Here is a 25,702-nt window from a genome sequence, read left to right on the forward strand (position 1 = left end):
AGGAGGTGTGTATGAAACGATTCGCAAACATACTTTTTGCAACACAAGGATTGCCAGGCCATAGTGACGCCCTCGAACAAGCGATGAGGATTGCATCTAGCAACAAAGTGCCTGTCTCAGGGCTAATAGCGTGTCCTGATTTCCCAACAGACATGATCCAGTATCAGCAAAGTTATGAGCAATCGCTGCAAGACTCCCTCAAACAAAGTATTCACGAATACAGACAGAAGCTGGGACTCTCTGAAGAGGATCTCGCATTTCCTCTTACTGTGAAAAGCAGTGAAAAGCCCGCTGTCTGTATTATTCAAGAAGCATTAGCTGATAACAAAGATCTCATCATCAAAGAAGCTGAACCGCTCGGTGAAGGTGCTGAGGGTTTCAAAGCTATTGATATGACTCTGTTACGAAAATGCCCTTGTCCGCTTTGGTTGCACCGACCAATTGATAAGCCAAGAGATAAGCGCCGTGTTGCTGTGGCTATCGACCCATTAACGGCAAGCGATGAACAGCACTCATTAGCCGTGCGTTTACTCGAATTATCGCGTTCGATTGCCGACACCTGCGATAGTCGTTTACACGTGATTTCTTGCTGGGAGTATTACTTAGAAAACTACCTAAATGGTAACGCTTGGATTCAAGTCGATGATGCTGAGTTGAAACATGAACTCGACAAGGCAAAAGCCGATCATAAACAAGCTCTGCAACAGCTGTTGGAGGAGTCTGGGATTACAGGTGAAATTGTGATTCACCACCTGCATGGAAAACCCGACGAAAAGATTCCAGATTACGTAGAAAGTATTGAGGTAGACGTGTTGGTCATGGGTACCTTAGCGAGGACTGGTATATCTGGCTATGTCATTGGTAATACGGCTGAAAATATTTTGCAATCGATTAACTGTAGTTTGGTCGCTCTTAAGCCCGATGGTTTTGTCTCACCGATTCAGTAATTGGGGTGTAACAAAGTTGGGTTTAAGTGATGTTTTAGGTAAAGGAGGGAGATGGATCTCTAGAACATGGAATTATCAATGTATCAATAAGTTATCAGAGGAGAGTGACATGAAAAACCTATGCCCGAAATGCCACACAGAAATGATAGAACGTTCGAATGTTTATGTTTGTCCGAGAAATGATATCGGTGACTGCACCTACGATGCATTCGAGTTAGCTGATGACGATAATCCATATACATTCAGCCAAGAACACGTAAGTAGTGACCTACGTTCTTATGCCGTAGCAGACAGCAAATAGCGGTTTGTATCGGCGTTCCTCTAAGTAGCACTCAGTGATTACTGTTTGCTACTTTTCCCTTGGTTTCATGATCGTTTTTGAAGCGCTTGGGCTAAAACAATACAGTGGAGTTTGTCATTTGCGCCGGATAGGGCGTATCTTCTTATAATAACGAATGGGCTGCGATGTTGAATAACATAACGGGTAAAGAAAACCTGCCGAAAAACCTAGATAATCAGTTGGTCTTACTGATTTTCCCTGCGCTGCCAGTTTTAATCTTCTCTTTTCTCTTCTATATCTATACTCCTGCAGGCGTGAGCTGGAATGCGGAATGGATACCAAGCCTCGATATCAACCTTAGCTTTAGATTAGATGGTCTTTCATTTCTTTTTGCGGGACTGATCAGTGGGATTGGCGCACTGATTCAAATCTACGCTTTGGCTTATTTACGAGAAAGTGATAGCCGGTTTTCCTTTCATTTGTATCTAACCCTATTCATGCTTGCCATGCTAGGGATTGTGATGAGCGATAACATTCTGTTGTTATTTGTTTTCTGGGAACTCACCACCATCACTTCTTACTTACTGATCGGGTTTAATCACGAAAATAAAACGTCTCGGAAAAACGCCTTGCAGTCGCTGATTGTTACCGGTGCTGGTGGACTAGCGTTGCTAGCTGGTCTTATCTTGCTGGGAGCAATGGCAGGGAGTTATGAGCTAAATACCATTATCGAGCAGGCAGACACTATTGCGCAGCATGAATGGTTTATCCCATCTCTAGTGCTCATACTACTCGGTGCATTTACTAAATCTGCGCAATTCCCGTTTCATTTTTGGCTACCTAACGCGATGGCAGCTCCCACTCCGGTCAGTGCGTATTTACACTCGGCAACAATGGTAAAGGCAGGCATTTACCTATTAGCACGTTTATCGCCAGTTTATGCCCACAGCGAGATCTGGTTTTATGCTTTAGTCATCACTGGGAGTATCACGGCCATTTGGTGCACATTTGTCGCATTAAAACAAACTGACTTGAAGCTGATGCTAGCCTACAGCACGAATGTTGCTTTGGGTAAATTAACATTATTACTAGGTATGGGCACAGATTTGGCCGTTAGTGCAGTATTGATGTTTATTCTCGCTCACTCTTTCTATAAAGCTGCGCTGTTTATGGTGGTGGGTAATATCGACAAAGCGACAGGAACACGAGATATTGATCAATTGTACGGCCTGAAGTCAGTTCTCGTCATCAGCATGGTTGCGGGGAGTTTGGCTGCATTGTCTAAAGCGGGGTTCCCGCCGTTGTTAGGCTTTTTGAGCAAAGAATACATGTACAAGTCCGCAGTAGAGCTCAATAACTGGATCGCCTTTGTACTTTTAATCGTGAATATACTGATGGTCGCGCTAACCATTATGCTTATTGCGAGACCATTCTTTGCTCGCCGTGATCTCGTGCCGATTGAAACTAAGCCAGTTGAGACAAAAAAAGCCATGTGGATCTCGCCTTTGCTCTTGGCAGTTGGCAGCCTCCTAGTTCCGTTATTCGGTTTGAATTGGTTAGATCGCAATATTATTTTTCCGGGCTCTGCTGACATTCTGCCCACAGCAACTCTTAAAGAGACATCACTATGGCATGGCGTGAATGTACCGTTAGTGTTAAGCGTTATTACGCTAGCGTTGGGGTATGTGGTGTACCGTGTTTATCCTACTGTGTCTGCATTTTTTCAGCGGCTACATCTATTCGTCCCCAAAGCGGAGAATATTTTTGAACGACTATTAGATGGCATGATGACAGTGGCGAAGTGGCAAACGGCGCGGTTACAGCAAAAGAAATTGAGTCGCTATGTCCTATTATTTTTCACGGTACTTGCCGTTGCGTTACTGAGTCAGGTAGCGCTTATTCCTCTGCCTTTGGTTGGCGAACTTTCAAGTGTCACTTTCTATGAGATTGGTATTGCCTTATTGTTGATTGGTGCTGCGCTCGTATGTACGTTGTCCCACGCAAGACTTCTTGCGATTTCTGCGCTTGGTATGATTGGCTTCATGACCACGCTTGTTTTTATGATTTATAGCGCCCCGGACGTTGCGAAGACTTTACTGTTAGTGGAAACATTAATGGTGGTCTTTCTTGCATTGTTAATGCGTCATATGCCACGTCTAACCACCGTGCCCAAGCATTCAATAAAACGTAAAGTAGCGAATATTTGCATAGCAGGTGTGATAGGTGTTTCGGTTACTTTACTTTTGTTAGGAATCACGTCTCAGCCGATGGACTCTTCGGTGTCAGATTTCTTTGCAGAAAACAGTGTCCCGGGTGGACATGGGCGAAACATTGTTAACGTTATTCTGGTCGACTTTCGCGCATTTGATACATTGGGAGAAGTTGTTGTCGTTGTTATTGCAGGGATTGCTGCAGTGAGTTTGCTTAAGACAAGAGCGAAAAAGCAGAATCGTATCCAATCATTAATTTTTGCAACCACGGCACACATTGTTTCGGCACTCATGCTCGTATTTTCAGTGTATCTGTTGTTACGTGGTCATAACGAACCGGGTGGTGGCTTTATTGGTGCGTTGATTGCCGTTATTGGTTTATCACTTCTCATGTTCGCGGAATCACCGAAATACGTTCGTTCTAGGTTGTATTTCAAACCGTTTCTCATTGCGTTATCTGGCATCGCATTGAGCTTAGTTTCTGGTGCTTTGAGCTTTGCGTTTGATAAACCGTTTTTGACCGGACTGTGGTGGAAAGACGTGATACCACTAGGGACGCCATTGGTTTTTGATGTTGGTGTTTACCTTGCCGTTATAGGTGGCGTGATGGGTATGCTGCTTCGTATTAATGAGGAGCTAGAGTGATGGAAATAGTCTGGAGTGTTGTCGTTGGAGTATTTGTCGCAGCAGGTGTTTATTTAATGCTTGAAAAGCATATCTTGCGCCTTTTGTTCGGCATCATGTTACTCAGTAGTGCGGTTAACCTTGCTATTTTTACCGCTGGAAGGCTGACGCCCGGAGAGCCGCCATTGATTGGCGATAATGCTCTTTTACCACCAGATAGCGCGGCAAATCCTTTACCTCAAGCGCTTATCTTAACTGCGATAGTCATCGGTTTTGGACTACTTATTTTTGCTTTAATGCTGTTCTATCGAGCTTATAAAGACACTGGAACTGCAAACGTCGATGAAATGCAACGTTCTGAGGAGGGTCAATGAGTTCGATTTTGCTTACGTTACCGGTTGTTCTCTCGCTGAGTACGGCGTTGACTATCTTCTTCGTCCGTCGCTCAACAAAAAGTGTTGAGTGGTTGAGCGGTGTAAGTGCGATTTCGAACCTTTTCGTTGCGGGCTTTCTCACAGAAAACATCATAAGTAATGGTATTCAAGCCGTTGCTTTTGGTCAGTGGAGTGCGCCATTTGGTATCGTGTTTGTCGCAGATTACCTCAGCGTTGCTATGGTGATGATAACGGCGGTGATTGGTGCGATATGTGTTTTCTACGCGATGGCGGACCTTCACCGAAAGCCCTCCTATAGCAATTACCATGCGTTAATGCACGTGTTGCTTGCTGGCGTTTATGGTGCTTTCCTGACTGGAGATATTTTTAATCTGTATGTTTGGTTTGAGGTCATGCTCATTTCATCATTTGGTTTAATGGTGTTAGATGCAACGAAAACTCAAGTTGATGGTGCAGTAAAGTACGTGATGTTGAACCTGATTTCGACGCTGGTATTTTTGCTTGCTATCGGTTTATTGTATGGCGCAACGGGCACCTTGAACTTGGCCGATCTCTACACCAAAGTAGGGGAAAATGAATTGAGCATCAACATGATGCTGTCCGCGCTATTTTTGTTTGCCTTTTCTATTAAAGCGGCACTCTTTCCTTTATTTGCTTGGTTGCCAGCTTCTTATCACACGTTACCAAGCGGTGTGGTGGCACTGTTTGCCGCGTTGCTTACTAAAGTCGGTGTATACGCGTTGATAAGAGTCTTTACCTTGGTATTTCCGCTCGCCGAGAGTGGTTGGCAACCGACGTTAATTTGGGTCGCAGGGCTAACCATGTTAACGGGCGTTTTAGGAGCGGCTAGCCAATTCGACATTAAGAAAATTCTTTCTTTTCATATTATTAGCCAAATAGGCTATATGATCATGGGGTTGGCTATTTACACTCCCTTAGCTTTAGCCGGTGCCATTTTCTACATTGTTCATCACATCATTGTAAAAGCGAATTTGTTCTTAATAGGTGGATTCATCGAGCGCAAATATGGCTCTAGTCAACTTGAACATTTGGGTGGGGTATATAAAGCTATGCCTTGGTTGTCGTTCTTGTTTCTTGTCCCTGCGTTTTCTCTGGCCGGTTTCCCACCGCTATCGGGTTTCTGGGGAAAGCTATTGGTCATCAAGTCGAGCATACAGGCTGAGTATTACTGGTTAGCAGGTACCGCGTTATTGGTGGGGTTGCTTACTGTCTACTCGATGACGAAAATTTGGAGTGAGGCATTTTGGAAAAAGCCATTTAGAGAGAAGCCAGAACAGACTCTGCAGGCCAAAGTACATTGGTTGTACTGCGTTCCAATTATTGTATTGACAACGTTGACGCTAATCATTGGCTTAGTGGCGGAGCCTTTTTATCAATTTTCCGTTCAAGCTGCAGAACAACTGTTAAATCCGACTGAATACATCAGAGTGGTGTTAGGAGGAAATGCATGATCTATCTATTCCTCAATTTTTTCTTAGCGTTAGCGTGGATGATGCTTAACGGCAGCTATTCGAGTCTGAATTTTGTTGTCGGATTTACGGTCGGTTTTTTTGCTTTAAGGTTGAGTCAACCATTTGGATTGAAAACGAGCTATTTTCAACGTTTTGCATCTGCATTGAAGTTATTGATGTACTTCGCTTATGAAATGGTTATATCGGTTGCGAAAGTGGTGTGGGACGTCGTGACACCTACTCATTTGAGTCAGCCTGATATCGTTTATGTCCCTCTGGAGGTCGATTCTGATCTAGAAATCACATTACTGGCGAACATGGTTTCTTTAACACCGGGCACGCTTAGTTTGGATGTTACGGCTGATAAAAAGTATCTTATCGTTCATGCCATGTTTGCACCTGAACATGAAGAGGTTATTCGCGGAATTAAAGATGGGTTAGAGCATCGAATTTTGGAGGTGACGCGTGGATAGTTGGCTGCAAATAACGGTCACTTTTGCCTATTCTGGGCTACTACTCAGCTTTGTTATGGCTTTTGCTCGTTTAATTCTAGGACCAACGCTAGCTGATCGAGTTGTGGCGTTAGATCTGATTTCATTTATCACTATCGGATTTATTACGGTCTACACCTTAGACAGCGGTGAGGACGCTCTGTTAGACATCGCCATTACATTAGGTTTGGTCGCATTTCTCGGCACGATCGCATTTGCACGTTTGATCGTTAAAAGAAAGGAGAAAGAATAATGGACGTGTTGATTGGACTATTTTTATGCTTAGGAACATTGTTGACCTTGGTTGCAAGTCTAGGTGTCCTAAGGCTTCCTGATTTGTATACCCGAATGCATGCAGCGACCAAAGCTGGAACTGTCGGAGTGAGCTGCTTGTTATTAGCGGTCGCTTTCTCACTCCCTGAAGTTACCGTGATCTCTCGGGTTATCGGTACGATGTTGTTTATCGTTCTCACTGCGCCAGTCGCCTCCCACCTGCTCGGCAGAGCAATGCGAGAGGTCGGATATAAGATTTGGCGTAATGATTAACCATTAGCGTCGAATAGTACTACGCCCTAGTTGAAATAAACTCGAAGCTGTATTGATGAAGTCGGAAGTAATTGACGGTATATTCAAATGCACGACCATCTTCTAGGTAACCAGTGGACTCAACTTTTAGAATAGGGGAAGCTTCTGATTCATTCAGGTATGAGGCCGTCTCTGCATCTAACAAGTACGGTTTGACAGACTGACTGCTTTTCGCAATTTTCAATCCTTTGCTATTTTCAATGTACTCATATTTAGAACCATTCATTATGGCGATGCTCAAGTCTGGAAATAACATTGCTGGCATATGAGTGACTTCGTAAATTTCAGGCTCATCATTAATACATCTGAGTCTATGTATTTCATATGTATCATCATTGGGCGAGAGATTTAACTGCTTAGCAACCTGCTCATTCGGCTTTTTAAGTTCGAACTTTATGACTTGAGAGCTAGGCGTTTTCCCCTGTTTACTGACTTCCTCGATAAAACCCAGCAAATGTAAGGCATCATGTTGGGCTTTTAGATCGTTTACATAAGTTCCACTACCTCTTGTCCGACTAATTAAATTATTGTCGACCAGAATTTGTAAGCTTTTTCTGATGGTTACGCGGCTTACGGAAAACTCTTCTTGCAAATCACTCTCTTTTGGAAGCATCGATTTCGGTTGTAGTTCCCCATCTTTGATCTTTTTTTCTAATCGTTCCGCAATGTCTATGTATTTGGGTTTCATAATACCTCGCTAAGTCTTGGATCATGATAGCAAGAATGTGATCTGAGATGTAGTTAATACTTTTCCTTAGGATCTTTGTGTGATTTTTATCTCGTATCTTTGTGCTTATACTTTAAATGTATCATAAAAGTATTAATACTTATTTTATACATTTTCAGGATAAACATTTGAGGTAGCGAAATGAAACGTCAAAAATTAACGATTGTTGGTGCTGGCAGTACATACACACTTGGTATGATGAACAGCCTTATTGCCGAAAAAGATAACTTTCCACTCGCAAAAGTCGTGTTTTACGACATAGATGAGAAACGCCAAGAATCGAATGCATTAGCTACTGAAATTCTATTGCGAGAACACTATCCAGAAGTTGAAGAGTTTGTTTATACAACGGATAAATCTGTCGCATTCGCAGATTCGGACTTTTTCTTTATCCAGATCCGCACTGGTGGGTTGGCCATGCGCGAGCGCGATGAACAAATCCCGCTATCCAACTCTTGTGTTGGGCAAGAGACATGTGGCGCGGGAGGAATGGCATATGGACTTCGCTCTATCGGCGACATGATCCAGCTAGTGAAGGAGATCCGACAAACGTGTCCAGATGCGTGGATTCTTAATTACACCAACCCGGCGGCAATTGTCGCTGAAGCTTTAAATCGTGAATTTCCGCATGATAAGCGAATTCTAAATATCTGTGATATGCCAGCAGCGATTATGGTCAGCTATGCGCAATTGTTAGGATGTGAAATTTGGGACTTCGTTCCTGAATATTTTGGGCTTAATCACTATGGCTGGTTTACCAAAATTCGTAACAAACAGGGTGAAGACTTAACGGACAAAATTAAAAATATCATCCTAAAAGAAGGGATCAGTGCGGTTGATGCGGAAATAGCGGATGACCCATCGTGGCAAGCCACATTCAAAAACATGAGAACAATGCTTGCTGATAATCCAGAGTTTTTGCCGAATACGTATCTTCAATACTATTTGTACCCTGAAAAAATGGTGGCGAAAGAGGATATCAATAATACTCGCGCAAGGCAGGTAATTAACGGCCGTGAGAAACGAGTGTTCGAATTGAACGCAAGAATAATTGAAGCGGGCACCACAAAGCACGAAACACTGCATGCCGATATCCATGGTCGATACATGGTGAGAGTCGCGGCTTCGCTAGCCTACAATTTGAGCGATGTATATCTCGTCATCGTACCGAATAATGGTGCTATTACAAATTTACAAAATGACGCCATGGTAGAAGTTCCAGCTGCGCTAACTAGTGATGGACCGAAAGCTTTTACTGTAGGAAAAATCCCAACCTTCCAAAAAGCCATGATTGAGAGCCAACTTGGTTACGAGAAATTAGTCGTGGATGCTTGGTACGAAGGAAGTCAGCAAAAGCTGATTAATGCACTCACACTTAACCGTACCGTGGTTAATGTGCCAAAAGCTAAAGAAATAACAAAACAATTACTAGAAGAAAATAAAGCCTACCTTCCTCAATTTTTTCAATAACACTGGACGTTCGGGGCCTACTTGTAGGCTCCGTGAATGAAACAAGAGGTTTACATGAAAGACATTATTCAAAGGTTCGGGGCCGCGATGTTTGTACCCGTTCTATTATTTCCAGCAGCGGGCATGTTATTGGGTTTCTCTGTTGTGCTGTTAAATCAAGAAGTGTTTCCTTGGGCACTAGAGGGGAGTGCTTGGGTTAAAGTCTCGACGATCATTTTACAGGCATCACTCGCTGTATTTAAAAATATGGCACTTATTTTTGCCGTTGGGTTACCTATCGCTTTAGCTAAAAAAGCATCTGGTCGCGCTGTACTTGCAACACTCGTTTCCTACATTACGTTTAACTACGTTATTGGTGGAATCCTTCAATTTTGGGGACCAGAACTGGGCGTTAACTATACGGAAGGTGAGCGAGGTTTGACTGAAGTTGGTGGCATTCTAACGCTTGATACCAACTTGCTAGGTGCCATTTTAATTGCAAGTCTCTCTGTTTGGGTTCACAACCGATTCTTTGATAAAAAGCTACCGGATTGGGCGGCTGTATTTGGCGGAACGCCATTGGTTGTGATCATTAGCTTCCCAATTATGGTCGTGATGGCAATTCTAACTTGTTTGACTTGGCCAAGTATTCAGCATGGTATTAATAATCTGCAATCATTCTTGGTTTCTGCTGGATCGTTAGGGGTATGGCTATTTACGTTTTTAGAGCGAATCATGATACCAACGGGGTTGCATCATTTCGTATATGGTCCCGTTTTTTATGGGCCAGTTGCAGTCGATGGCGGAACGGTTGCCTATTGGATTCAAAATATACAGACATTCGCCCAGAGCTCGGAAAGTTTAACGACACAATTTCCTCAGGGTGGTTTGATGTTGACGGGAATGGGTAAAGTGTTTGGTTGTACGGGTATCGCACTAGCACTCTATTCAGTTGCAAAAAAAGAAAATAAAAAGATGGTGATGGGGTTAGTGCTCGGTGCCGCAATCACAGCAATTCTTACAGGGATCACCGAACCAATAGAGTTTACATTCTTATTTATCGCACCTGCGCTGTTTGCTTTGCATGCGTTGTTATCTGCGACAATGGCAACGATCGCCTTTATGTTTGGTGTTTCCGGTAACTTTCAGACTGGCTTGATAGACTTCATTTTCCAAAACTGGTTGCCTTTGGCTGGTAACCATGCAGGAACATACGTGATTCAGATTATTATTGGTCTCATGTTTACTGGTGTTTACTTTGTTACGTTTCGCGCGCTTATTTTAAAATACAACATACTTACTCCGGGGCGTGAAGGTGCAGATAGTAAGTTGTATTCCAAAGCTGACTACAAAGAAGCGAAAGCGGTCCATAACAGTAGCGCAAGTCCGTCACAAGCTAGTGCCTTTATTGAAGGTTTGGGTGGAAAAGAAAACATTGACTTGTTAACTAATTGCGCGACGCGTCTGCGTGTTAAAGTTAAAGATGTCTCTCTTGTAAAGGAGAACGCATTTTTCACACAGCACGGAGCGGTGAATATTGTTAGAAATCAAGAGAGCCTTCAAATCATCGTTGGTTTAACGGTGCCACAAGTTCGCGAAGATATGAGCCAACTGATAAAAGCTTAACCCCCAACTAATGCTCCCGCTCATATGGCTCAAAGGTGAGATAGAATTATCTCACCTTTTTTGTTTACATGAAGCATATTTCGCACAGTTTCCACGAAAGTGGGGAGGAGTTATCGAGCGAGCTAAAAATACAGTTAGGTTATACCCGTCTGTATTGTTGGAAGACTTGTTGAGTCTCTAAGTGACAATGGCGCCACTTTCTATGTTGAAAAGCGTTTTAATTTCTTCCAGCACTTCTGGGTTAGCAATAGCACCAATGTTTTTTACAGCTTGTCCGTTTACCAATTGTTTCACGGCTAGCTCAACCAATTTGCCTGAGCGCGTTTTAGGAATATCACTGATAGCAAAAATTTGTCGTGGGACATGGCGCGGTGAACATTTTGTTTTCAATGTTTGGCGAATTGAATCGGTGAGTTGTTGGGTTAACTCGACGTTGTGAGCGAGTTTTACTAGTAACCAGATTTCTTCAGACTGCTGGTTTAACTTGCCGACAGCGATGGAGTCTTCAACCTCGGGTAACGCGTTCACTTGCTGATAGATTTCAGCGGTACCGATGCGTACGCCGCCTGGATTTAAGGTTGCGTCACTACGGCCATAAAAAATGAAGCCGCCATGTTCGGTTTGCATCACATCGTCGCCATGGTGCCAGATATCGGTAAACTTGCTCCAATAAGCGTTGTGATAGCGTTCGCCGTTGTCGTGCCAGAAGCCAATAGGGAAGTTAGGTAGTGAGTTATTGCAAGTTAGTTCGCCGCGTTGCTGTGTAATGGTTTTTCCCTCGTCGTCCAAAACACGCACGTCGATTCCCAGCCCTGCGCCTTGGCATTCACCTTTGTAAACTGGTGAGATAGGGTTTCCCAGTACAAAGCATCCGCAAATATCCGTGCCGCCAGCGATAGAAGCGAGATGCAAGTCCTGCTTGATGTGCTGATAGACATAACTAAATTGTTCTGGGTAAAGCACCGAACCAGTTGAGCAAAGAGTTTTGAGTGACTTCAGGTTATGTTTTAGTTTTGGAGAGCAGCTTGCCTGTTCCTGTGCTTCTAAGTATTTCGCTGAAGTACCAAACAGCGACACGCTATGTTCTTCTGCTAATCGCCATAAGACGGAGTGATCAGGGTAAACCGGACTACCGTCGTAAATCACTAAGGCTGCACCACTCGCAAGAGCGGAAACATGCCAGTTCCACATCATCCAACCACATGTTGTGTAGTAGAAAACCTTGTCTTGCGATTTGATGTCGCAATGCAGTTGATGTTCTTTGAGGTGATTGAGCAAGGTACCGCCTGCGGAATGAACAATACACTTAGGTTGACCTGTTGTACCAGAAGAATACAAAATGAATAACGGGTCATTAAACAGCATTGGTTGATATTGAATTGATTGTGGAGAAAAGTGGTGAGTAATATCGGACCAAGAAACAAACTCAGAAGTGCTAGCACTCTCAGCGTTTTGTAAATATTCGATTTGGCATACACTAATAGTAGTCTCTTCGGAGGCACTGCTTAACTTACTACTAAGAGTGGTGTTCTTGTCCGTCATATCGAAAGCTTTGCCTCCGAACTGGTAGCCATCACAGCAAAAAAGAACTTTCGGTTTGACCTGACCAAAACGCTCTACGACGCTATCGATACCAAAATCAGGAGAGGTTGAAGTCCAAATGGCACCAAGACTGGTGGTGGCCAGCATGGCAATAACGGTTTCAGGAAGGTAGGGCAAATAACCCGCAACGACATCGCCTTTACCGACACCACAATTGAGTAGCCATTGTTGAATGGCGGAAACTTGTTCAAGCAACTGTTTACCGGTGAGTTGTCGGTGTTCACCGCTTTCATTGCTAAAAACAATAAACTCACGCTCTGGTGATTGCTCAGCCTGAGATAGGAGGTTCTCTGCGTAGTTCAGCGTGGCGTCAGCAAACCATACTGTGTCTCTATTTACATGATGATGATTAGAACCTGTTAGTGTCCATTTGGGACTGCCAAGGCTCTTGATTTGTGAACCCATATCTCCGATTACGTTGCAAAACTGCCAAGTATGTCGCCAAAATTCATCATTGTGCTCAATGGACCACTGGTGTAGAGACGTGTAATTGTTGATTACGGCACCTTCGGCTTTGTCTTTATTAACCTTTTCAATGAACCGTAATAAGTTGCTATTGCTGACGCGCTCAGCAGATGGTGACCAAATAGGTGCAGAATTTGGCATAGGTCCCTCTAATTTCAATTCTTTTGAATATGACCAAAAACAAAATAAAGGGGCGAACATAGCAGTGTTCGCCCCTTATCTGATCGTTTAAAGTTGTTCGGCAAGCTGAGGTAGTACCTCAAATAAATCACCAACCAATCCATAGTCGGCAACTTCAAAGATAGGAGATTCTGGATCTTTGTTGATCGCGACAATCACTTTGGATTCCTTCATTCCTGCAAGATGCTGGATGGCACCGGAAATCCCAACCGCTATATAAAGCTTAGGTGCAACGATTTTACCGGTTTGACCCACTTGTAAGTCGTTGGCAACAAACCCGGCATCAACCGCCGCGCGAGAAGCGCCAATGGCAGCACCTAGTTTATCGGCCACTTGTTCGATCAACGCGAAGTTCTCTTTGCTACCGACCCCGCGTCCACCTGACACAACCACCTCTGCCGCGCTTAATTCAGGACGTTCTGACACGGTTTTATCGACAGAAACCAATTCAACCATTGGAGCTGAGATAGTGACCTGCTGATGCTTAATATCAGCTTGGTTGTGACAAGTAACCGGCTCAAACGCAGACGCGCGCACGGTGATGACGCGAACCTTGTCGCTGGTGGTCACTTTGGCAAATGCGTTTCCTGCGTAAATAGGGCGGATAAAAGTGTTTTCATCGATAACTTGGACAATATCGGAAATTTGCCCAACGCCGAACTTCGCTGCTACTCGAGGTGCAAGGTCTTTCCCTTTTGATGATGAGCTAGCCCAGATTGCGTCAAAACCTTCAGCAATACTCACTACAATAGGTGCGATACTCTCGGCAAATTGATGCTTAAGTTGCTCATCATCGACACAAATTACGTTTGATATACCATCAACGCGACAAGCTTGCTGAGCGACTTCTTCACACTGGTGGCCCACTACGATCAAAACATTGTCTTGGCTGACTTGTTTTGCTGCATTAACCACTTTGAGTGTGTCCGCATGCAATTGGTTATTGTCATGCTCTGCTATGATTAAGTTCTTCATGAAATCACCTTCGCTTCGTTACGCAGCTTATCGAGAAGCTCTGAGACAGATTCAACCTTGATGCCACCTTTTCTTTGCGCTGGCGGTGTGATTTCTTGAATGGTTTGGCTAAATACCACTTCAACACCCAGACTGTCAGGTGTGATGGTATCTAACGGCTTGCGCTTAGCTTTCATGATATTAGGCAAAGAGGCAAAACGCGGTTCATTCAGGCGTAAGTCAGTACTGATCACCGCAGGTAAGTTCATCGCGACCGTCATCAAGCCGCCGTCCACTTCTCTCACGACCTGAACTTTTTGATCTTCAATCTTCACGTCGGAAGCGAAAGTTGCTTGAGGCCAGTCAAGTAGGGCGGCCAGCATCTGAGCCACTTGGTTGTTATCCGTATCAATGGATTGTTTACCCGTAATCACAAGCTGTGCTTGTTCTTGCTCAACTAGAGCTTTGAGCAGCTTAGCAACAACTAATGGCTCTATTTTGTCTTCAGTATCGACATGAATAGCGCGATCGGCGCCTAATGCAAGCGCGGTACGTAGTTGCTCCTGACACTGGCTACCGCCAGCACTGACAACGATGACTTCATCTGCAATACCTTGCTCCTTTAGTCGTACGGCTTCTTCAACGGCTATTTCGCAAAATGGATTAATCGTCATCTTGACGTTATTGGTTTCAACATCGCTATGGTCCGCTTTCACGCGAACTTTAACGTAGGGATCAATGACCCTTTTGATTGGCACTAGTATTTTCACGTTAGATTCCTTTTACAGTGAAGACTATGTGTTTACAGTGAAGACGATGTGATGACGTCTTTAAAATGATGTTAATTTACCTTTACGTTTGCGTCAACTTTAAATATATTGTTGATTAACAAGTTGGCAACATGCAAAGAAAAAGGAATGCAATCATGGAAAGAGACTGCATGGAATTTGATGTTCTGATTGTAGGCGCTGGTCCCGCAGGTTTGTCTGCGGCATGCCGAATCAAACAATTAGCAGCAGAAAAAAAACAAGACCTCTCTGTTTGCGTGGTAGAAAAAGGTTCTGAAGTTGGAGCGCATATTTTATCGGGTGCGGTGTTTGAAACGCGGAGTTTGGATGAGCTTTTTCCCGACTGGGAAGAGAAAGGCGCTCCGCTCAATACCAAAGTAAACCAAGATAAAACCTACTATCTAGGCAATGACATCAATGGTCATGAACTGCCTTCTTGGGCGGTGCCTAATACGTTACATAACAAAGGTAATTACATCATAAGTTTGGGCAGTCTATGCCGATGGATGGCGTTGCAGGCCGAGAACTTAGGGGTGGAGATCTACCCAGGCTTTACCGCCAGCCAAGCCATCATTGATGAAGACAACCGTGTTTGTGGCGTTATCACGGGCGATATGGGATTAGATAAAAATGGTGAACAAAAAGGAAATTTCGAACCTGGTATTGAACTACGAGCGAAGTTTACTTTATTTGCTGAAGGCGCACGGGGGCATATTGGTAAGCAGTTGATTAACCGATTTAATCTTGCTGAAGAGAAAACGCCTCAACACTACGCTATCGGTTTTAAAGAGCTGTGGGAAATCCCATCAGAGCAGCATCAGCAAGGTTTAGTAGTGCACGGATTAGGTTGGCCGTTATCAAATGAAGCTACAGGTGGCAGTTATCTCTACCATTTAGAGGGAAACCAAGTTGCCGTCGGGTTGATTGTTGACTTGAATTATAAGAATCCGCACTTGAGTCCATTTGATGAGTTTCAACGTTTTAAACACCACCCGTTGATTGAGCAATACCTCAAAAATGGGAAGCGTATTAGCTATGGCGCGAGAGCGATCACCAAGGGCGGCTTTCATTCGCTTCCCACGCAGCAGTTTGCTGGTGGCTTGTTAATTGGCTGTGATGCAGGAACACTTAACGGCGCTAAAATCAAAGGCACACACACCGCAATGAAATCTGGCATGCTTGCCGCTGAAGCAGTATGTGAAGCCCTTGAGAGTCAGTCAGTTACTGCTGATTATCAAAAGCATTTCAAACAGTCTTGGCTGTATGAAGAGCTTTATCAAGCACGTAACTTCTCAAGTGGTATTCACCGCTTTGGATCGTGGCTGGGCGGTGGTTTAGCGCTGCTGGAACATAACGTATTAAAAGGCAAAGCTAAGTGGCATATCCGCTGTGATAAGCCTGATCATCAGTCTCTGTTATTGGCGGAAAACAGCAATGAAATTGTCTATCCGAAGCCTGATGGCGTGTTAAGTTTCGATCGCCTCTCTTCTGTTTATCTATCCAATATCTTCCATGAGGAAGATCAACCATGCCACTTACGACTGGAGAACCAGCGGATTCCTATTGAGCAGAACCTTGAATTATATGCAGAGCCAGCACAGCGCTATTGTCCGGCTGGCGTGTATGAAATCGTACAGGGGGAGCAGCAGCCAGAGCTTCAAATAAATGCGGCCAACTGTATCCACTGTAAGACCTGCGACATCAAAGATCCAAGTCAAAATATTACTTGGACTCCGCCAGAAGGTGGTGGTGGTCCTAACTATCCAAATATGTAAGCGTTTGAGAATAATTTTTATTAACAATTTATTTACTTAAAGTTTGCGTTAGTTCAAATCTTTCTCGATGAACTCGATTGCAACTTAATCTTTCAGGCACTATTCTGATTTTAAATTGACGTTTACGTAAACTGAATACAAAGTTGATGCATAGGTGTAAAAGCGGTTACCAGTATCAAAGTTAGGTTTGATCAAATAGTGCTCAATGGAACGCACTTAAAATAACGAAAGGGAGATCAACTATGGTATCGGAATCGCCTCTGTTGCAGGTAAACGATATTTCATTGGCTTTTGGTGGGGTGAAAGCTTTAACTGATGTGAGCTTCCATGTGAATGAAAAGGAAATCTTTTCAATCATTGGTCCAAACGGTGCAGGTAAAACCTCAATGCTCAATTGCATCTCTGGTCGATACACACCAAACAAAGGCTCTGTAATCTTCGCTGGAGATGACGTAACTAAACGTACACCAAGCCAACGAGCTGAGTTAGGGCTGGGAAGAACCTTCCAAAACTTAGCGCTCTTTTCTCATATGTCGGTACTGGACAACATCATGGTTGGCCGACACCACCTACTGAAAAATAACTTCGTCACGGGGCCACTCTATTGGTTCTCTAATGCGCAGAAAGAAGAGATGGCGCACCGCAAATATGTGGAAGACGTGATCGATTTTCTAGAAATCCAGCACATCCGAAAAGCGACTGCAGGCACCCTATCTTACGGCTTACGTAAGCGTGTAGAGCTTGCTCGTGCCATTGCCTTAAAACCTAAGTTATTGCTGCTTGATGAACCAATGGCAGGAATGAACTTGGAAGAAAAGGAAGACATGGCACGTTACATCATGGATCTGAATGAAGAATTAGATATCACGATCATCATGATTGAGCACGATATGGGCGTGGTCATGGACATCTCTAATCGCGTTTTGGTTTTGGATTTCGGTAAACACATTGCTACGGGTGAGCCTGAAGAAGTGATGGCCAACCCACATGTGAAACAAGCGTACTTAGGCGAAGAGTTACCGACATTAGAGGAGAGTGCATAATGGCACAGCAACATAATGATTGGGCAGATATAACCCGCTTAGATACCTTTCCAAAAGTGTTGCAACACAATGCCAAGAACTGGCCCGAACAAGTCGCAATGCGTGAAAAGGAGTTTGGTATATGGCGAGAGTTCACTTGGAAGGATTATGAAAACCGCGTCAAGTGGATGGCACTGGCACTACAAGATTTAGGTATTGGTGAGCAAGATGTCGTTGGTTTGCTAGGTGATAACCGCCCGGAATGGGTATGGGGCGAGTTAGCGGCACATGCGATCAAAGGTTTCTCGCTGGGCATCTATCAAGATTCTATGCACGAAGAGGTGGCGTACCTTATCAACTATGCCAAAGCAAAAGTCGTGATTGCCGAAGATGAAGAGCAATGCGACAAGCTGCTTGAGCTTGGTGATGAAATTCCTAGCGTTGAATACATTATTTACTGCGATCCTCGTGGAATGCGTAAATACGATGATCCAAGATTGATTGATGTTGAACAGGTCTACAAAAAAGGTCAGCTGATTGATAAAGCGGACCCAGACAAATATCTCAATATGGTTGTTGAAACCAAAGGCAGCGATCTTTCAATTCTTTGTACAACGTCGGGTACGACTTCTAAACCAAAATTGGCTCAGCTACACAGTGGCACGTTCTTGGATCACTGTGCGGCTTACTTGCGTGCAGACCCTCGTTCCCCAGGCGACAACTACGTTTCTGTTCTGCCTTTGCCTTGGATTATGGAGCAGGTTTACGTGGTTGGTCAGGCGTTGATTTCTCGTCAAATCGTTAACTTTGTGGAAGAACAAGAAACCATGATGTCCGACTTGCGTGAAATCGGTCCAAACTTTGTGCTGTTAGCGCCGCGAGTGTGGGAAAACATTGTGGCAGACGTGTCTGCACGAATGATGGATTCGACACCGTTTAAGCAAAAGATGTACAAACTGGGCATGAGCTTAGCCAACAAAGCGTTAGAGCAGGGCAAACGTTCTAAACTCGCCGAATGGATTCTTTTGCGTGCTTTGCGAGACCGTTTAGGCTTTTCGAACCTAACATCTGCTGCAACGGGCGGCGCGGCGATGGGGCCTGACACTTTCCGTTACTTGCAAGCGATCGGTGTACCACTCAAGCAGCTTTACGGTCAAACCGAAATGTGTGGTGCGTACACCGTCCACCAAGCCGATGACGTGGACTATGATTCGGTTGGCGTTGCGTTTGATAATGCAGAAGTGAAAGTCATCAACCCAGACAGCAATGGCGTTGGTGAAATCATCGCGAAAAGTACAGGCATGTTTACTGGCTACTTAAACAACCAAGCAGCATATGATGAAGATGTTCAAGATGTTCAAGATGGTTGGATGCACACAGGCGATGCGGGCTATTTTAAAGATTCCGGTCACTTGGTGGTGATTGATCGTCTGAAAGATATGTCGGAAACCAGCCACGGCAACCGCTACTCTCCGCAGTTCATTGAAAACAAACTCAAGTTCTCGCCGTTTATTGCAGAAGCCGTGGTGGTAGGTAAAGGTCGACCTTGGCTGTCTGCCATCATCTGTATTCGCTATGCGATCGTCGCGAAGTGGGCAGAGCAACGCGGCTTGGCATTTACCAACTACACCAACTTATCTGCTCAACCAGAAGTGTACCAAGCGATTCGTGAAGAAGTTCAAAAAGTGAACGAATCCCTACCGGATGCACAGAAGATCAGCAAATTCATTCTACTTTACAAAGAGCTGGATGCCGACGATGGCGAGTTAACTCGTACGCGTAAAGTGCGTCGTGGTGTGGTTGCAGAGAAATACGGAGACATCATCGAAACCATCTACAGCGACGATCCAAAAGTCGATGTCGATACAGTGATCACTTATCAAGATGGCACTAAAACACGCATTCAAACGTCGCTAGTTATTGAAACGCTTATTGAGCATGAGCCAACACTAGTGGATAGCGAACAACGGAGGATCGCATAGTGAATACGGATTTATTACTGCAACTCGTCATTAATGGCGTGATCGTTGGCATGTTGTATGGCGTTGTCGCCATGTGCTTTGTATTGATTTACAAATCGACCCAGGTGGTCAATTTTGCTCAGGGTGAGTTCTTGTTGATTGGCGCGTGGGTATGTTGGGCGGCATTGGTGCACCTACAGTTACCGTTCTTTATTGGCTTTTTACTCACGCTCGCGTTCATGATGATTTTTGGTATCGCCGTGCAAACCATTGTGCTCAGACCGTTGATTGGTGAACCGATTATTTCTGTGATCATGGTGACCATCGGTCTATCGATGTTTTTCCAAGCGCTGATGAAGTGGATATTTGGCGTCTCTGCTGTGTCGTACCCGCAAGTGTTTGAAACCAACGTGGTGAATATCGGAGGTTTGAATGTTGAGTTTGCTTACATTCTGAGTTTGATCTTCTCAATGCTCATCATGGGCGCGTTTTACTGGTTCTTCAAATTCAGCAAAATGGGTCTGGCAATGCGCGCAACGGCATTTAACCAGCAAGTAGCCCAGAGTCTTGGCATTTCCATCAAGAAAGTGTTCGCCATCAGTTGGGCCATTTCGGCAATGGTATCTGCAACAGCAGGGATTGTTATCGGTATCGTTAACGGCGTATCTGACGCGCTATCCATTATTGGTATCAAAGTTTTCCCAGCCGTTATTTTAGGTGGCTTAGATTCGGTAGTCGGCGCAATTGTCGGTGGTATCACCATCGGGGTGCTAGAAAACTTGGCTGAGTTTTTTGATAGCCAATACCTGCAAGTGGGTAACCTGTACAACATCGCACCATTCTATGTGCTGTTAATCATTCTTGCCTTCAAGCCATATGGCCTGTTTGGTACCAAAGATATTGAGCGTATTTAAGGAGAAATAACATGGCTCAACTTAGCATGCGCCCATGTGGGGATTTTCGAACCACATACAAAAGCGATACGCCAATTTTTGAAACCAAAACCATCAGAAGCCTTGCGATTGCTGGTGTCATCGCCATGCTGGCAGCACCGCTGGTCTTGGATATTTACTTCCTAAACCTGTTTATTCAGATTGCATACCTCGGTATCGCGGCATTGGGCTTAAACATTCTGGTTGGTTTTACCGGACAAATCTCGCTAGGTCACGGTGCGTTCTTTGGCTTTGGCGCCTTTGCATCGGCTTGGTTAAATAACCAGTTTAACATTCCAGTCGTGTTTGCGATTCCGCTCGCGGGTTACTTAACCATGATTGTGGGGATGCTGTTTGGTCTGCCAGCGGCTCGAATTAAAGGTTTATACCTAGCTATCGCAACGTTGGCGGCGCAGTTTATTCTAGAGGACTTCTTTGCTCGCGCAGATTGGTTCAGTGGCGGCTCATACGGTGCTAGCGCGAACCCAATTAATTTGTTTGGCTTTGAGTTTACGACTGACGAAAGCTTTTTCTATATCGCTCTGTTTGCGCTGATCTTCATGTATATGTGGGCATCAAACTTAATCCGTTCTCGTGACGGTCGCGCGTTTGTCTCAGTACGAGATCACTATCTGTCAGCAGAGATCATGGGCATCAACCTAACTAAGTATCGTCTGCTCTCATTTGGAGTGTGTGCATTCTATGCTGGCATCGGGGGCGCACTCTACGGACATTATCTAGGGTTTGTATCAGCAGAAGGCTTCACCATCATGATGTCTATCCAGTTCTTGGCAATGATCATCATTGGTGGCTTAGGCTCAGTCAAAGGTACGCTGATGGGGACGATATTTATCGTACTGTTGCCTGAAGTTTTAGAGTTTGGTGTAACGGGGCTTTCAGCGTTTGGTGATACCACCGCTTTCACTGATGGTCTGGCTTACTTCAAAGAAATGGCGATTGGTCTAGTCATCATGCTGTTCCTCATTTTCGAACCTCAAGGATTATCGCATCGCTGGCAACAGATTCGAGCATATTGGAAACACTATCCGTTCTCATATTAACGTGGAATTAAGTGGAATATACCTCAATAACAAGGACAACGAGTTATGAACAAAGGACATTTAGCGACAACGTTGGTGCTGTCATCTGCACTGTTTACTACCGCAACTTGGGCAAAAGATTCTGTGTTTGTCGGGCAATTAGTCGACTTTTCTGGACCAACTGCCTATGTGAGCAAGCCTTATGGTTCTGGCGTGCGAGACGCATTGCGTTGGATTAACCAAAACGGTGGCATTAACGGTACCGAGCTCGAATTTGAAACAGTAGACATGGCGTACAAAGTACCAGTGGCGATTTCTAACTATAAACGTTGGGTGGCGCGTAAAGACATGGTTGCGCTGCAAGGTTGGGGTACGGCGGATACCGAAGCACTTATTTCGTTTGTCACCAAAGACAAAGTGCCGGTGTTCTCTGCTTCTTACTCTGGTCACTTAACTGACCCAACCGGTAAAAACCCAAAAACCGCGAAACCAGCGCCTTATAACTTCTTTTATGGTGCGTCGTACTCAGATGCGTGCCGTGCGCTAGTTAAGTGGGCGAAAGAAGATTGGGAATCTAAGGGCAATCAAGGTGCGCCGAAATTTACGCACATTGGTGATAACCATCCATTCCCGAATGCGCCAAAAGAAGCGTGTGCAGAGTACGCCAAAGAGCTTGGTTTTGATGTGCAAAACCCAGTCGTTGTGTCACTAAAACCAGGGGACTTCAAAGCGCAATGTTTGTCGCTGAAAGAGTCAGGCACCAACTACGGTTACATTGCTAATATCGGTAGCTCGGTTATCTCACTAGTGAAGTCTTGTAACACGGTTGGGACAGAGTTCCAGTACATGGCAAACATTTGGGGCGGCGATAAGCCAGTGCTTGAAGCAGCAGGCGATGGCCTTAAAGATTACGTTTTCCCAGGTATGACAGCGTTTTGGGGAGATGATAATGAAGGCATGAAACTGGTCCGTGAGATTTCTAAGCAGTCTGAATCAGAGCCGGGCGAATTCAGAACTCACCATTACATTCGCGGTATTTGTTCTGCGTTCTATATGAAAGAAGCAATGGAGTGGGCGAAAGACAACGGTGGTATCACAGGTGAAAACATCAAGAAGGGCATGTATGTCCATGACAACTGGGTACCACAAGGCTTAGAAGGTGTTTGTGTCCCTGCGAACTGGAAACCGGAAGATCACCGAGGCACAACAACCGTGAACGTCTTTATGGGCAACAACGATGGCGGCGCAGTTGATATTAAGAAAGTATCTCAGGTGACATTGTCACGTCGTGACGATTGGCTAGGTTACTAATCTACGACTTATTAATAACAAAGCTTACTGAAAATAAGGATGGGTGAGAGAACACTCTCACCCTAGCAAGGAGTAGCTTGATGGCTGAATTAGCAACGAATATCGAACCGGCAGAAATACTGCTTTCAGTGAACAACATTGAAGTCGTCTACGACGAAGTAATACTAGTACTTCGCGGTGTGAGTTTAGAAGTTCCAAAAGGGCAGATTGTGACCTTACTGGGCGCCAACGGTGCGGGTAAATCCACAACGTTGAAAGCCATTTCTGGTTTATTGAAAACCGAAGATGGTGAAGTGACGCGCGGCGAAATCAACTTCATGGGCGAGCGTATAGACAACAAAAGCCCGGAAGAGATCGTCCGTTCGGGCATCTTCCAAGTTATGGAAGGGCGCCGAATTGTTGAAGATATGACGGTAATAGAAAATCTTCGCTTAGGCGCTTATACACGCACTGACAACGAAGTTGAACAAGACATCGAAATGGTGTTTGACTATTTCCCGCGACTCAAAGAGCGCACTGGCCTGGCGGGCTATTTGTCTGGCGGTGAGCAACAAATGTTAGCGATTGGCCGAGCGTTAATGGCTCGACCGAAGATGATTTTGTTGGACGAACCGTCTATGGGGCTTTCTCCACTGCTAGTTAAAGAAGTATTCAGCATTATTAACAAGATCAACAAAGAGCAAGGTATTACCATGCTTTTGGTTGAACAGAATGCCAACTTCGCTCTTCAAGCGGCCGATTACGGTTACATCATGGAATCAGGCAAAATCGTACTAGATGGCAGCAAGCACGAATTGCTAAACAATGAAGACGTAAAAGAATTCTACCTTGGCGGCGGCGATGAAGATCGCAAGAGCTTTAAGAATCTGAAATCTTACAAACGTCGTAAGCGTTGGTTGTAAGGAGCAAGGATGAACGAACTATTTGATGCGAAAGAATCGTTGTCTCTACAGGCGCGAGAAGAGTCGCTGTTTCAACGTTTGCCAGCGCTGATTGAGAATTCGAAAGCCAATAGCGAACATTACGCAGCGCATTTTTCTGAGTTAGATCCTACATTGGCAAACAATCGTGAAGGGCTTGCTCAGTTCCCGATTACACGTAAGTTCAATGTACCTAATCAGCAGCAACTTAAACCGCCGTTTGGTGGCTTAAATAGCGTTGCCATTGGTCAAATGGCGCGTGTTTTTCAGTCTCCTGGGCCTTTATATGAGGCTCAAACGGATGAGGCCGATTTCTGGCGTATGGGGCGCGCGTTTCACGCTGCTGGGTTCTGTGCGGGTGATTTAGTGCATAACACGCTCTCTTACCATTTCTCTCCTGGCGGATTTATTATGGATGGTGGCGCAAGGGCTTGTGGTTGCGCTGTATTTCCGGCTGGAGTAGGCAATACCGAAGCGCAAATAGAGGCAATTAAACAGCTTCAACCTAATGGTTACACTGGTACACCTTCCTATTTGCTGACGTTGCTACAAAAGTACCAAGAGAAATACGATGAGCTGCCTAGCTTTGAGAAAGCTCTGGTCTCTGGTGAAGCGGTTACAGCAGACATGCAACAGATGTTTGAGGAAAAAGGCATTGCAGTCTTTCAAGCCTACGCAAGCGCAGAACTTGGTTTGATTGCTTATCAAGTGTCTGGTGAACAAGGATTAGTGATTGCCGAAGATATTATTGTTGAAATCGTTGATCCTGATGGTGTTCCTGTACAACCGGGAGAAGTCGGTGAAGTCGTTGTAACGTCGCTCGATGAGAAGTTCCCGCTGATTCGCTACGCAACGGGAGATTTATCGGCATATCTAGAGACAAGTTCTGATTCTTCACGCACGAACGCACGAATTAAGGGCTGGATGGGACGAGCAGACTCCGCGGTGAAAGTAAAAGGGCTGTTTGTTTATCCGCATCAGATCCAAGAAGTCTGTCGTCGCCACAATATTAAAGGCTCCTTGAAAATTGAGCGCGATGGCTTCAACGATGCCATTACTTTCTGTTGTCATGATGTGCATGTATCAGCAGAGGACATTCAAGCAACACTCCAGTCTGTCACTAAACTGAAAGGCAATGTCCAGTTTGTACCGAACCAAGCGGAGCAGCCGTTAATCAATGATCTTCGCAGTTAACTCATTGGTGGCATAAGTGCAGTAGAAAGTGGTTGTCATAAAAAACTAACAACGTCAGACAAAAGGCTAGAAAAGGGATACCACATTGCGCTGCGTATCCCTTTATTTTTTACTACCGCAATCAGGGAGCGGGTAAATGAAACAGGCACCAATGATTAACACACAATTCTGGGATGATTTGTTTATCCGAGGCACTATGCCTTGGGATGCCCAATCGACACCTCAAGAACTCAAGGATTATCTCGACAATTCACTTCATGTAGGCCAGTCAGTGTTTATTCCTGGGTGTGGTGCCGCTTATGAACTGAGCACTTTTATTCAATATGGGCATGACGTGATCGCGATGGATTACAGCCAAGAAGCGGTAAAAATGGCGCAATCAGCGTTAGGTAACTACAAAGATAAAGTCGTATTGGGTGATGTATTTAATGCCGATTTTTCTCACTCGTTTGATGTCATTTACGAGCGGGCCTTTCTCGCAGCACTACCGAGAGATATGTGGTCAGAATACTTTTCGATGGTGGATAAATTATTGCCAAGCGGAGGTTTTCTAATTGGTTTTTTCGTCATTGATGATAATTACCTATCACGCTTCCCTCCATTTTGTTTGCGAAGTGGGGAGTTGGAGGGTTATCTAGAACCGGCGTTTAAGCTTGTGGAATCCTCAGTGGTGGCAAACAGTGTTGAGGTTTTTAAAGGCAGAGAACAATGGATGGTGTGGCAGAAACGTTAGTCGTCACTGAGACTTCTTT

General features: G+C 44.7%; 23 protein-coding genes. 19 read left to right on the forward strand and 4 right to left on the reverse strand.

Annotated elements, in window-relative coordinates; all coding sequences use genetic code 11:
* The first annotated feature begins 11 nt into the window (after nucleotides 1-11).
* The 8 genes from R7Q47_RS07125 to mnhG all read left to right on the forward strand — a co-directional run bounded on the left by R7Q47_RS07125 (nucleotide 12) and on the right by mnhG (nucleotide 6,965).
* Complete coding sequence (locus tag R7Q47_RS07125) at nucleotides 12-947, forward strand: universal stress protein (RefSeq protein ID WP_005373330.1); 936 nt, start codon at nucleotides 12-14, stop codon at nucleotides 945-947.
* Between the two features lie 109 nt (nucleotides 948-1,056).
* Entirely contained in the window at nucleotides 1,057-1,248 is a 192-nt protein-coding gene (locus R7Q47_RS07130) for a hypothetical protein (protein ID WP_005373328.1), read from the forward strand.
* Nucleotides 1,249-1,412: 164 nt separating this feature from the next.
* Nucleotides 1,413-4,082, forward strand: a complete 2,670-nt coding sequence (gene mbhE, locus R7Q47_RS07135) for a hydrogen gas-evolving membrane-bound hydrogenase subunit E (RefSeq protein WP_017820361.1) — start codon at nucleotides 1,413-1,415, stop codon at nucleotides 4,080-4,082.
* Entirely contained in the window at nucleotides 4,082-4,435 is a 354-nt protein-coding gene (locus tag R7Q47_RS07140) for a Na+/H+ antiporter subunit C (protein WP_017633704.1), read from the forward strand. Before mbhE ends, R7Q47_RS07140 begins: the two co-directional genes overlap by 1 nt.
* The gene (locus R7Q47_RS07145; protein ID WP_318088804.1) at nucleotides 4,432-5,928 is read left to right on the forward strand and encodes a Na+/H+ antiporter subunit D; all 1,497 of its coding nucleotides are present in this window, start codon (nucleotides 4,432-4,434) and stop codon (nucleotides 5,926-5,928) included. Before R7Q47_RS07140 ends, R7Q47_RS07145 begins: the two co-directional genes overlap by 4 nt.
* A complete protein-coding gene (locus R7Q47_RS07150; RefSeq protein ID WP_104976188.1) occupies nucleotides 5,925-6,401 on the forward strand; it encodes a Na+/H+ antiporter subunit E in 477 nt (158 codons plus the stop codon). Before R7Q47_RS07145 ends, R7Q47_RS07150 begins: the two co-directional genes overlap by 4 nt.
* A complete protein-coding gene (locus R7Q47_RS07155; protein ID WP_005373317.1) occupies nucleotides 6,394-6,672 on the forward strand; it encodes a cation:proton antiporter in 279 nt (92 codons plus the stop codon). The genes R7Q47_RS07150 and R7Q47_RS07155 overlap by 8 nt, the downstream gene beginning before the upstream one ends.
* Nucleotides 6,672-6,965, forward strand: coding sequence for a monovalent cation/H(+) antiporter subunit G (gene mnhG / locus R7Q47_RS07160; RefSeq protein ID WP_005373314.1), 294 nt, complete (start codon nucleotides 6,672-6,674; stop codon nucleotides 6,963-6,965). The genes R7Q47_RS07155 and mnhG overlap by 1 nt, the downstream gene beginning before the upstream one ends.
* Before the next feature lie 19 nt (nucleotides 6,966-6,984).
* On the opposite strand, the gene R7Q47_RS07165 is transcribed toward mnhG, so the two are convergent.
* Nucleotides 6,985-7,692 carry a GntR family transcriptional regulator gene (locus R7Q47_RS07165; protein WP_054730587.1) on the reverse strand — a complete coding sequence of 236 codons (708 nt, stop codon included), beginning with the start codon at nucleotides 7,690-7,692 and terminating at the stop codon, nucleotides 6,985-6,987.
* A gap of 180 nt (nucleotides 7,693-7,872) precedes the next feature.
* Here R7Q47_RS07165 and R7Q47_RS07170 point away from each other — a divergent pair, with 180 nt between their 5' ends.
* Both R7Q47_RS07170 and R7Q47_RS07175 read left to right on the forward strand, forming a co-directional pair.
* The gene (locus R7Q47_RS07170) at nucleotides 7,873-9,201 is read left to right on the forward strand and encodes a 6-phospho-alpha-glucosidase (protein WP_318088807.1); all 1,329 of its coding nucleotides are present in this window, start codon (nucleotides 7,873-7,875) and stop codon (nucleotides 9,199-9,201) included.
* A 54-nt stretch (nucleotides 9,202-9,255) separates the two neighbouring features.
* A complete protein-coding gene (locus R7Q47_RS07175; protein ID WP_053308067.1) occupies nucleotides 9,256-10,806 on the forward strand; it encodes an alpha-glucoside-specific PTS transporter subunit IIBC in 1,551 nt (516 codons plus the stop codon).
* A 177-nt stretch (nucleotides 10,807-10,983) separates the two neighbouring features.
* Here the strand turns inward: R7Q47_RS07175 and R7Q47_RS07180 are convergent, their stop codons facing one another.
* The 3 genes from R7Q47_RS07180 to R7Q47_RS07190 all read right to left on the reverse strand — a co-directional run bounded on the left by R7Q47_RS07180 (nucleotide 10,984) and on the right by R7Q47_RS07190 (nucleotide 14,777).
* Nucleotides 10,984-13,014: an acetoacetate--CoA ligase gene (locus R7Q47_RS07180; RefSeq protein ID WP_318088809.1), complete on the reverse strand. Its 2,031-nt coding sequence runs from the start codon at nucleotides 13,012-13,014 to the stop codon at nucleotides 10,984-10,986.
* Nucleotides 13,015-13,101: 87 nt separating this feature from the next.
* Entirely contained in the window at nucleotides 13,102-14,028 is a 927-nt protein-coding gene (locus R7Q47_RS07185) for an electron transfer flavoprotein subunit alpha/FixB family protein (protein ID WP_017820355.1), read from the reverse strand.
* Complete coding sequence (locus R7Q47_RS07190) at nucleotides 14,025-14,777, reverse strand: electron transfer flavoprotein subunit beta/FixA family protein (protein WP_042523555.1); 753 nt, start codon at nucleotides 14,775-14,777, stop codon at nucleotides 14,025-14,027. Before R7Q47_RS07190 ends, R7Q47_RS07185 begins: the two co-directional genes overlap by 4 nt.
* 155 nt (nucleotides 14,778-14,932) lie before the next feature.
* Here R7Q47_RS07190 and R7Q47_RS07195 point away from each other — a divergent pair, with 155 nt between their 5' ends.
* From R7Q47_RS07195 to R7Q47_RS07235, 9 genes are all read left to right on the forward strand, one after another.
* Entirely contained in the window at nucleotides 14,933-16,570 is a 1,638-nt protein-coding gene (locus R7Q47_RS07195; protein WP_318088811.1) for an electron transfer flavoprotein-ubiquinone oxidoreductase, read from the forward strand.
* A gap of 242 nt (nucleotides 16,571-16,812) precedes the next feature.
* Complete coding sequence (locus R7Q47_RS07200) at nucleotides 16,813-17,613, forward strand: ABC transporter ATP-binding protein (protein ID WP_005373297.1); 801 nt, start codon at nucleotides 16,813-16,815, stop codon at nucleotides 17,611-17,613.
* Nucleotides 17,613-19,574 (forward strand): long-chain fatty acid--CoA ligase, encoded by a 1,962-nt coding sequence (locus tag R7Q47_RS07205; protein ID WP_318088813.1) that lies wholly within the window; start codon nucleotides 17,613-17,615, stop codon nucleotides 19,572-19,574. The genes R7Q47_RS07200 and R7Q47_RS07205 overlap by 1 nt, the downstream gene beginning before the upstream one ends.
* On the forward strand, nucleotides 19,574-20,467 hold the full coding sequence (locus R7Q47_RS07210) for a branched-chain amino acid ABC transporter permease (RefSeq protein WP_005373295.1): 894 nt from the start codon (nucleotides 19,574-19,576) through the stop codon (nucleotides 20,465-20,467). Before R7Q47_RS07205 ends, R7Q47_RS07210 begins: the two co-directional genes overlap by 1 nt.
* Nucleotides 20,468-20,478: 11 nt before the next feature.
* Complete coding sequence (locus tag R7Q47_RS07215; RefSeq protein ID WP_005382737.1) at nucleotides 20,479-21,546, forward strand: branched-chain amino acid ABC transporter permease; 1,068 nt, start codon at nucleotides 20,479-20,481, stop codon at nucleotides 21,544-21,546.
* Between the two features lie 45 nt (nucleotides 21,547-21,591).
* The gene (locus R7Q47_RS07220) at nucleotides 21,592-22,836 is read left to right on the forward strand and encodes an ABC transporter substrate-binding protein (protein ID WP_005373285.1); all 1,245 of its coding nucleotides are present in this window, start codon (nucleotides 21,592-21,594) and stop codon (nucleotides 22,834-22,836) included.
* 80 nt (nucleotides 22,837-22,916) lie between these two features.
* Nucleotides 22,917-23,738 (forward strand): ABC transporter ATP-binding protein, encoded by an 822-nt coding sequence (locus tag R7Q47_RS07225; RefSeq protein WP_005373283.1) that lies wholly within the window; start codon nucleotides 22,917-22,919, stop codon nucleotides 23,736-23,738.
* A gap of 9 nt (nucleotides 23,739-23,747) precedes the next feature.
* On the forward strand, nucleotides 23,748-24,950 hold the full coding sequence (locus R7Q47_RS07230) for a phenylacetate--CoA ligase family protein (RefSeq protein ID WP_213962656.1): 1,203 nt from the start codon (nucleotides 23,748-23,750) through the stop codon (nucleotides 24,948-24,950).
* A gap of 136 nt (nucleotides 24,951-25,086) precedes the next feature.
* Complete coding sequence (locus tag R7Q47_RS07235; protein ID WP_047101308.1) at nucleotides 25,087-25,683, forward strand: methyltransferase domain-containing protein; 597 nt, start codon at nucleotides 25,087-25,089, stop codon at nucleotides 25,681-25,683.
* The last annotated feature ends 19 nt before the right edge of the window (nucleotides 25,684-25,702 follow it).

Source organism: Vibrio sp. Vb0349 (genome assembly GCF_033338975.1).